The organism is Blastomonas sp. (genome assembly GCF_041747255.1).
Taxonomy (GTDB): Bacteria; Pseudomonadota; Alphaproteobacteria; order Sphingomonadales; family Sphingomonadaceae; genus Blastomonas.
Genome location: NZ_JBGTFM010000442.1, coordinates 1 through 6,871, shown reverse-complemented (window position 1 = coordinate 6,871; position 6,871 = coordinate 1). Strand labels below are relative to the sequence as shown.

Annotated in this window: 5 protein-coding genes; all 5 read left to right on the top strand. The window is 64.9% G+C overall.

From position 1 onward, the window contains the following. Window positions 1-376 precede the first annotated feature (376 nt). The gene (locus ACEW8G_RS14805; RefSeq protein ID WP_373489166.1) at window positions 377-2,719 is read left to right on the top strand and encodes a PAS-domain containing protein; all 2,343 of its coding nucleotides are present in this window, start codon (window positions 377-379) and stop codon (window positions 2,717-2,719) included. Then, window positions 2,716-3,180 (top strand): tRNA (adenosine(37)-N6)-threonylcarbamoyltransferase complex ATPase subunit type 1 TsaE, encoded by a 465-nt coding sequence (gene tsaE, locus ACEW8G_RS14800; protein WP_373489165.1) that lies wholly within the window; start codon window positions 2,716-2,718, stop codon window positions 3,178-3,180. The genes ACEW8G_RS14805 and tsaE overlap by 4 nt, the downstream gene beginning before the upstream one ends. Further along, a complete protein-coding gene (locus ACEW8G_RS14795) occupies window positions 3,177-4,163 on the top strand; it encodes an aminoglycoside phosphotransferase family protein (RefSeq protein ID WP_373489164.1) in 987 nt (328 codons plus the stop codon). Before tsaE ends, ACEW8G_RS14795 begins: the two co-directional genes overlap by 4 nt. A 29-nt stretch (window positions 4,164-4,192) precedes the next feature. After that, window positions 4,193-4,888: a nucleotidyltransferase family protein gene (locus tag ACEW8G_RS14790; RefSeq protein WP_373489167.1), complete on the top strand. Its 696-nt coding sequence runs from the start codon at window positions 4,193-4,195 to the stop codon at window positions 4,886-4,888. After that, a partial coding sequence (gene addB / locus ACEW8G_RS14785; RefSeq protein ID WP_373489163.1) for a double-strand break repair protein AddB occupies window positions 4,881-6,871 on the top strand: 1,991 nt, incomplete at its 3' end. The genes ACEW8G_RS14790 and addB, both read left to right, overlap by 8 nt.

Here is a 6,871-nt window from a genome sequence, read left to right as displayed (position 1 = left end):
GGCAAGCCCGATGTCGATATCCGCCAGTCTGACAAGATCACGCATGTGATGCTTAATGGTCGGCTTTACGAGGTGCCGACGATGAACGAAACCGTGACTGGTACGGCCACGCTCAAGCCCTGGTATTGGGAGAAATAGCGCGGGTTCTTCGCATCACGCTGGCTTGTTTACGCCGACCACGTCGCCCAATCGCCGCCCCAACTGGTTTCGACAATGCGCACGGGGTGCGCGCGTCGGTTTGCAATGCCATGCTGATATCGGGCACGCTCCGCTTCCATGTTTTGCGCGGGCCTGAAATTGGGCTACGCCCTGCGATGATGAAGCGGGTGATCATGAGTGGCGAGTATAGCGCGATTCGGCGGCGGCGAGTGCTGTCATGCTGATCGACAACCTGACGATGCTGCTGGTGGCCACGGTGCTGGCGCTGTGGACGGCGGTTGCCATCTGGGCGCTCAGCTCCGGCCTCGCAATGCGCCGCGCGGCGAGCACGTCGCGGCGACAGATGCGGCGCCTGTCGCGATTGATCGAAACCGCCCCTGCAGTGCCGCTGATCGTTCGATCAGACCTCAGGATCGAGGGACCCGAACGGGTTGCGCGTTGGCTCGGGCTCGACAGGCTGCCACCGTATCTTGGCGAACTGTCGCAGGACGAGCGCGGGCTTGAGCGCGCAGCGCTCGATGCACTGGCCGAACAAATCGCGGGCACCCAGCGGAGCGGCGCGGCCTTTTCCGCAGCCGTCAGCGCACGCGGGTCTGACAAAAGGCTGCGGATTGAAGGACAGCTTGCCGACCCACAGACGGTTGCCGCAGGCGCGGTGTTGTTGTGGATATTCGATGCGACCGAGAGCGAGGCCCGGATGGCGGCGCTGGCCGCTGCACAGGCAGAGGCCAAGCGCGCATTCGATGCGCTGTCGGGTCTGATCGAGGCCGCGCCGGTCCCGATGTGGTTCAGGCGCGAGGACCTGTCGCTGCTGCTGGTCAACAGCGCCTATGTGCGCGCTGTCGGTGGCACTGACGGTGCGCAGGTAATCCAGGATGGGCTGGAACTGGTCGAAACGATCGATGGCCTCTCCCCGGCGGCGGTGGCGGCGAGGGCGATCGAAAGCGGCACTGTCTCGCGCCGCACCGTCACGACCACCATCTCAGGTCTGCGCCGGGCGATGGAGATTGTCGATCTGCCCATCGAACAGCGCGGCGTTGCAGGCTATGCCATCGATGTGCATGAACTGATTCAGGCACGCGCTGCCACCGACAAGTTCCGTGATGCTCAGCGAGACCTGCTCGACAATCTGTCAGCGGGCGTTGTCCAGTTTGATGCGCAACGCAAACTGATTTTCGTTAACCAGCCGTTTGTCCGTATGTTCGCGCTCAAGCCGCAATGGCTGCAGGACGGGCTTGAGTTTGAACGACTGCTCGACCGTATGCGTGAAACGGGCCGGGTGCCCGAGACGCGCGATTTTCCGGCGTGGCGCGAAGAACAGCGCGGCTGGTTTCAGGCGGCAGCGCCAAGCGAGGAAATTTGGCTGCTCGCCGACGGCACCCATTTGCGCGCCATCGCCCAACCGACGCCTGACAACGGTCTGCTGATGATCTTTGAGGATCGCACCGAGCAGGTGCAGCTGGCCAGCGCCCGCGATACTCTGCTCAGGGTGCGGACTGCGACGTTCAACAACCTGTTTGAGGCACTGGCGGTGTTCACCTCCGATGGCCGTCTGCATCTGTGGAACACCCGGTTCGCGACGGCCTGGGGACTGGATGAGCCGGTGCTCGCCGTCCATCCACGTGCCGACGAACTGCTCAAGGCGCTGGCCCCCAGCCTCAAACGGCCCGCACAGATTTCTGCGCTGCGCGAGGTAATCCGCGCGGCGACGCTCGACCGGGTGCAGCGCGCCGGGCAGCTGGTGATGCGCGATGGCCGGGTGTTCGATTTCGTCGGCATTCCGCTCCCCGATGCCAGCGCCCTGTTCACGATGATCGACGTGTCCGATGCCAAGCGCAGCGAGGACGCGCTGCGCGAGCGCAACGAGGCGCTGATCGAGGCAGACGCGATCAAGACGCGCTTCCTTGCCAATATGAGCTACGAATTCCGCACCCCGCTCACCTCAATCGGTGGTTTTGCCGAATTGCTGGCGGCGGGGGTTGCCGGGCCGCTGTCCGACCAGGGGCAGGATTATGTCGGCGCGATCATCGCCTCGGTTGAGCGGCTGTCAGCGCAGATCAACATGGTGCTCGATCTCAGCCAGAGCCAGGCGGGGACATTGCCGCTCAAGCGCGAATCGATCGACATTGCGCTGCTGCTTGCCGGCGTTGCCAAAGGCGCTGAGGGACTGGCTGGGGGGCGCAACATTACGCTTGACGTCGACATCGCCAATGATGTCGGGTCAGCCGAAGTTGACCGTGCCCGCTTCAGTCAGGCGATTGCGGCAGTGATCGACAATGCGCTGCGTTATACGCAGGAGGGCGGGCGCGTGCTGCTGCTGGGCGACCGCGTGCGCGGCAAGCTGCGTATCGTCGTGTCAGACAACGGCCCGGGGCTGGATGCGCGCGCGCAGGCACGGGCACTCGATGGGTTGCTGCAGGCAGACGAGCAGGGCGGCAAGGCAACCCGCCGGTCTGGGCTTGGCCTGCCGCTCGCCAAGAACCTGGTGGAAGCACACGGTGGCCGCATGGAACTGGTGTCCGAGCCGGGGGCAGGCACGATCGTGACGATCCTGCTGTGACGAGCATTACCATCGCCTCGCTTGCCGATATGGAGGGACTTGGCGCGCAGTTGGCTGCTGCCGCTCAGCCGGGTGACGTGATTGCCTTGTCGGGTGATCTTGGCGCGGGCAAATCGACGCTCGCCCGCGCCATCTTGCACGCGCTTGGTTTTGCGGGCGAGGTGCCCAGCCCGACCTTCGCGTTGATCCTGCCCTATGATACCCCCGAAGTGCGCATGCCCGTCATTCACGCAGATTTCTATCGGCTCGAAGGGGCGGGCGATCTGGCCGAACTTGGTATCGACAGTGGCGAGCCTGCTTTGCTGATCGCCGAATGGCCCGAACGCGTCGGCGGGCTGGCCGGGGCGGACACGCTGCAATTGCAGATCGATGGCAGCGATGCTAGCGCGCGACACATTTCAGCGGTGCCGGGGGCAAACTGGGCAGCGCGCTGGCAGCAGATTGCAGGTGAATTTCGTTGAGCACGCGTGAAGCAGACATCCGGAGCTTTGTGGACGCCGCAGGCTGGACCGGGGCAGAGGTTTCAGCCATCCCCGGCGATGCGTCTTTCCGCCGCTATTTCCGCGTCATCGAAACAGATCGGCGCGCGATATTGATGGATGCGCCGCCGCCACACGAAGATCCGCGCCCTTTCCTGCATGTCGCACGGTATCTTGGAGAACAGGGCCTGCGCGCTCCGGCCATCCTCGCCGATGATGCGGGCAGGGGGCTGGTACTGCTCGAAGACTTCGGCGACCGGCGAATGCGCGAGACGGTCGATGCGGCGGATGCTGAGAGCGAACATGCGACTTACGCGCAGGCGATTGAGACGCTGGCCGCGTTGCACCAGCGCCCCGTCGCTGCGGTGCCCGGCTATACCCGCGAAGTCTATCAACGCGAGGCCGCGCTGTTTACCGAATGGTATTGCCCGGCACGCGGCCTTGCGGTCGACGCCGCAGCCTATGCGCGTGCCTGGGATGAGGTGCTCGACGCGCTGGACCCCGCAGCGCCGGCAGTCACTGTGCTGCGCGATTATCACGCCGAAAACATTATGCTTCTCGATGACGGGGGGCAGGGCCTGCTCGATTTCCAGGATGCACTGGTGGGCGATCCGGCTTACGATCTGGTGTCGCTGCTGCAGGATGCGCGGCGCGATGTTGCGCCTACGCTTGAGGCGGCGATGATCGAAACCTATGCGAGCCTGCTGCCGCCGCATTATGATTTTCGCAAGCATTATCACGTGCTCGGCGCGCAGCGGAACGCCAAGATCATCGGCATTTTCATCCGCCTGTGGCAACGCGACGGCAAGCCGCGCTATCCGCTTATGATCCCGCGCGTCTGGGCGACGCTTGAGCGCGATCTGGTGCACCCCGCGCTCGCGCCAGTTGCGCAATGGTTCGATGCAAATGTCCCAGCGCACCTGCGCGATCCGGCGGGCACTCTGGGCGGCGATTTCGCGCTGTGAACGGCAGGCCAGCCAGCGCGCGCACCGCCATGGTGATGGCCGCAGGGCTGGGCAAGCGGATGCGACCGCTGACCGTCTCGACGCCAAAGCCGCTGGTGCGGGTCGCAGGCAAGTCGCTGATCGATCACGTGCTCGACCATCTGGCAAGCGCCGGGATTGAGCGGGTGATCGTCAACGTGCATTATCTGGCTGATGCCTTGGAAGCGCATCTGCTGGTCGCCGACTACCCGTTTGATATCGTGATTTCCGATGAGCGCGGGCAATTGCTTGAAACCGGCGGGGGTCTCGTGAAGGCCTTGCCACTGATCAATGAAGATCCGTTTTTTTGTCTTAACAGTGATAACATCTGGCTTGATGGCGCGCAGTCATGCTTTGATGAGATGCGCCGCCGCTGGGACGATAGGCATATGGACGCTTTGCTGCTGCTGGTGCCGCACAGCCGGGCGGTGAACTATTCAGGGGTCGGCGATTTCCATCTAGATCAGGTCGGTCGGATCAGCCGGCGCCGCCCGGGTCGGGTCGCGCCTTACATCTATACCGGCATTCAGCTGCTCTCGAAGCGGCTGTTGGCGGACGCTCCGTCGGGTGCGTTTTCGACAAACCTGCTTTGGAACCGCGCCATCGCCGCCGACCGGCTGTATGGCATCACCCATCTGGGCGAATGGTTTGATGTCGGCACCCCGGCTTCCATCGAGCCCACCGCGCTAAGGCTGCAACATGGCTGATGCGCCGCGCCCCGCAGTATTCGCCATCGGGGCACAGCGCGGATTTGCCGATGCTCTGGCGGCGGGTCTGATCAAGCGCTTTGGTTCTGCGCCAGCCTCGCTTGCGCCGGTCACGCTGTTGATCCCCAATCGCCGTGCCGGGCGCGCGATCACCGAGGCTTTGGTGCGGCTGGTCAAAACCGGGCTGCTGCTGCCGCGCATGGTGGTGGTGGGCGACCTTGATCTGGGCGAGAGCCTGGGCACGTTGCTCGACCCATTGGGCAGCGAGACCCCGGTGCCGCCCGCGATCGATCCGCTCGAACGACGCTTCCGGCTCGCGCAGATCATTCAGGAGGCCGCTACCGGACGCCCTGCCGCCGATGACCCGGCAGAGGCACTGCGGCTGGCGACAGAGTTCGCGCGCGTGCTCGACCAGTTGCTGGTGGAGGAAAAAGGCTTTGGCGAACTTGCAACGATTGAAATGGCCGATGACCTGACCGGCGACCTCGCCAATCACTGGCAACAGGCGCTGGCACTGTTCAGGCAGGTGGGCGAGCAATGGCAGGCCCACCTCGCTGTAACGGGCCTTGTCGATGCCGCTGAGCGGCGTAATCAATCGCTCATTCAGGCAGCAGGCCGCTGGCAGGCGCATCCTCCCACTCATCCGGTGATCGCAGCCGGGATCACCACCGCGGCGCCCGCTATTGCACGGCTGTTGCGCACGGTTTCGCTGTTGCCGCAGGGCATGGTGGTGCTGCCTGGCTATGATTTCGATATGGATGATGATCTGTGGGAGGCGCTGGGCGATCCCGATTGGCGCGATGATATCGAAGCCAGCAAGGACCAGACTCGGCCAGCGCCGGGCCATCCGCAATATCACCTGAAATATCTGCTTCATGCAATGGGGGTCAACCGGGCCGAGGTGCAGCCGTGGCGCAGCGAGCCCCGCACCGGCCTCAGCGCGGATCGGGCCCGGATGTTGCGGAGCATGTTCCTGCCCGCGCAGCAAAGCGACCGCTGGGTCGCGATGCAGGCCGAGGATCGCCGCGCAAAGGGCATCCGCGTTGTCGAAGCCGAAAACCCCGAGGAGGAAGCGCAGGCGATTGCGATCCTCACGCGACAGGCGTTGCTTGAGCCCGCGCGCCGCGTTGCGATTGTCACGCCCGACCGTGCGCTGGCGACCCGGGTGATCGCGCATCTGCGCCGCTGGGAAATCGAGGCCGATGACAGCGCGGGCGAGGCGTTGGCGCTGACCCCGCCGGGCAAGCTGCTGCTCGCCGCTGCGACCTGTCTGGCCGATGATTTTGCGCCGGTCGCGCTGCTTGATCTGTTCAAGCACCCGCTGGTCAGGGCAGAGGGCGGTCGGCTGGACTGGCTCGACGACGTGCGCGATCTGGACCTCAAACTGCGCGGACCGCGCCCCGCACCGGGGCTGGCGGGGATCGACGCATTGCTTGCGGGAAGGTCGCTTGCCGGCTGGTGGGCGGAGGCCAAGCAGTTGCTTGCGCCGCTCGTGGCTGTCAGAAGCGGGCGGCAACCGCTGTCGGTGCTGATCGCTGCGCTGGTGGCTTGCGCTGAACAGCTTGCGGGCGCTGCTCTGTGGGAGGGCCATGCGGGCCGCGATGCATCCGATCTGGTGCAGGCACTGCTCGACCGCACGAGCGCGCACGATCCACTCACCAGCCCGCGTCAGGCTCTGCGTATCCTTGCCATGCTTCTGAACGAAGCGGTGGTGCGCCCGCCCTTCGGTAAGCATCCACGCGTTGCGATCTACGGCCTGCTTGAGGCGCGCCTGCAAAGTGCCGATCTGGTGATCTGCGCCGGTCTCAACGAGGGCGTCTGGCCGCAACTGCCGGCGCCGGATCCATGGCTGGCACCGATGGTGCGCAAGGCGCTGGGGCTGGCCCCGGCAGACATGCGCGTTGGGCTGTCGGCGCAGGATCTGGCAGGGGCCATGGCGGCCAGCGATGTTGTGCTGACCCGCGCGCGGCGCGATGGCAGCGC

Excerpts from the sequence above, each read along its gene's own strand:
- ACEW8G_RS14790 (WP_373489167.1), top strand. The coding sequence starts at position 4,193 with ATGGTGATGGCCGCAGGGCTGGGCAAGCGGATGCGACCGCTGACCGTC.
- ACEW8G_RS14805 (WP_373489166.1), top strand. The coding sequence starts at position 377 with ATGCTGATCGACAACCTGACGATGCTGCTGGTGGCCACGGTGCTGGCG.